Source organism: Candidatus Atribacteria bacterium, from assembly GCA_011056645.1.
Classification (GTDB): domain Bacteria; phylum Atribacterota; class Phoenicimicrobiia; order Phoenicimicrobiales; family Phoenicimicrobiaceae; genus Sediminicultor; species Sediminicultor quartus.
Genome location: DSEL01000024.1, coordinates 1 through 2150 on the forward strand (window position 1 = coordinate 1; position 2150 = coordinate 2150).

General features: G+C 36.4%; 3 protein-coding genes. All 3 read left to right on the forward strand.

Annotated elements, in window-relative coordinates; all coding sequences use genetic code 11:
* Window positions 1-834, forward strand: an 834-nt coding sequence (locus ENO17_01090) for a LacI family transcriptional regulator (GenBank protein ID HER23654.1), incomplete at its 5' end; no start/stop codon positions are given.
* Complete coding sequence (locus ENO17_01095; GenBank protein ID HER23655.1) at window positions 831-1220, forward strand: D-ribose pyranase; 390 nt, start codon at window positions 831-833, stop codon at window positions 1218-1220. The genes ENO17_01090 and ENO17_01095, both read left to right, overlap by 4 nt.
* Window positions 1217-2150 (forward strand): sugar ABC transporter ATP-binding protein (locus ENO17_01100; GenBank protein ID HER23656.1); only part of this gene is annotated, 934 nt, incomplete at its 3' end. The genes ENO17_01095 and ENO17_01100, both read left to right, overlap by 4 nt.

Here is a 2150-nt window from a genome sequence, read left to right on the forward strand (position 1 = left end):
ATCATACCGGATATAACCAATATATTTTTTACTAATTTGGTAAGAGGTGTTCAGGATGTTTGTGAAAATTATGGATACAGTGTATTGGTGGTTAATTCAGACGATATTCAGGAAAAGGAAAGCAGTTATTTAAAACTTTTATATTCCCGGCGGGTAGATGGAGTAATTTTAACCACAGCTGGTTATCGAGAAGAGGAGGAATTTCCCAAAGAAGAACTTCTCTTGCTTAAAAAAATGAACATAGTACTTATTGATAGAGAAATAAATGGAATGACCACCCCTATTGTGAAAGTAAATAATTTTGGCGGAGCTTACTCTGCAGTTAAATATTTGTTAGCAATGGGACACAAAAAAATAATGTATTTAGCCGGAATAAAAAAAACTAAAACTAATCAGGAAAGGGAGAAGGGTTACCTAACTGCTCTTAGAGAAGTTCAAATAAATTGGAAAAACGAATTAGCGGCTGATTTCCGTTTGGATACCGCTTTTCAAAAAATAGTACAATATTGGTCTCAATTAAAGAATTCAGATGATCTCCCTACCGCTATATTTTCAGCCAATGACTTAATGGCTATTGGAGCTTTAAAGGCTTTTGCCCAATTAAAGTTGCGGGTACCAGAAGATATATCTATAATCGGTTTTGATAACATATCTTTTTCTGATTGCACCTATCCGCCTTTGACCACTATTGCTCAGCCTACCTACCTGATGGGTCAAAAGGCAGTTGAGACTTTGCTCAAAGTGATTAACAAGCAAAAAATAAAGAAATCTATAGAACTTGAAACTGAGCTTATTGAACGGGATTCAGTAGGCAGATGGAAGGTCTCAAGATGAAAAAAGATGGTATTTTAAACCCTCAACTTAACCGGCTTATCTCCGAGATGGGGCATCGTGACATGTTAATTATTGCTGATGCCGGACTACCTATTCCTAAAGGAATTGAGAGAATTGATTTGGTTTTAAAATGCGGAACGCCCTCTTTTGCTGAAGTCTTAGCAGCAGTTCTTTCTGAATTACAGGTCGAAGAGGCTTATGTTGCCAAGGAAATTAAAGAAAAAAATCCTCAAACCCTAAATGTAATTTCCTCACTGATGAGGGACATTAAATTTATTACTCATGAAGAGTTAAAAGAATTATCCAAACAGGCAAGAGCAATTATTAGAACAGGAGAATGTAGTCCTTATGCTAATATTATTCTAATCTCAGGAGTGATATTTTGAACGATTTGGCTTTAGAATTTATCAACATTTCTAAAAGTTTTCCTGGAGTGCAGGCTTTGAAAGAAGTCAGTATCCAGATAAAAAAAGCTGATGTTCATGCTATTGTCGGAGAGAACGGAGCAGGAAAATCGACTTTGATGAAAATAGCCGTAGGGGAATTGCTACGTGATGCCGGGATTATTAAAGTATTTGGCCAGGAAGCCCAAATTAATTCTCCTTCTGACGGTTATCGCTATGGAATTAGTTTAATTCATCAAGAATTTAGTTTAGTCCCAACTTTGGATGTAGCCCAAAATATTTTCTTAGGTCGGGAATTAATCCGAGGACCTTTATCCTTTATGGATAGTAAGTCAATGTATAAACAGACCGAGGAAATTTTAGATTCTCTAAAGATATTTCATTTAGATTCCCACTTAAAGATAGGGGATTTTACTGTTGCCCAGAAGCAAGTGGTAGAGATTGCTAAAGCATTATCTTTAAATTCTAAAATCATTATTATGGATGAACCTACTGCTGCTTTAACCTTAGAAGAAACCAGCCGCCTTTTTGAGGTAGTACGAGGATTAAAAGCCAAGAGGGTAACTACCCTTTTCATCTCTCATCGCTTGGAAGAGATATTTGAAATAGCTGATCAGGTAAGTATCCTGCGGGACGGGGAATTAGTTTTGACTAAACCGATGTCCCAGGTTGACCGTAATCAGGTAATCAATAATATGGTAGGCCGCTCTTTAAATTTTGTTTTCCCTCCCAAAGTAAAACACAAAAAGGAAGCTAAGGTAATTTTAGAAGTAAAAAAGATAAATAAAGAAAGACAGTTTTCAGATGTTTCCTTTAAACTAAAAGAGGGAGAAATCCTGGGCCTGGCTGGTCTGGTAGGTTCCGGTCTTTCAGAGATGGCTTTGGCTATTTTTGGTTTAAACCATTTAGATA

Excerpts from the sequence above, each read along its gene's own strand:
- ENO17_01095 (HER23655.1), top strand. The coding sequence starts at position 831 with ATGAAAAAAGATGGTATTTTAAACCCTCAACTTAACCGGCTTATCTCC.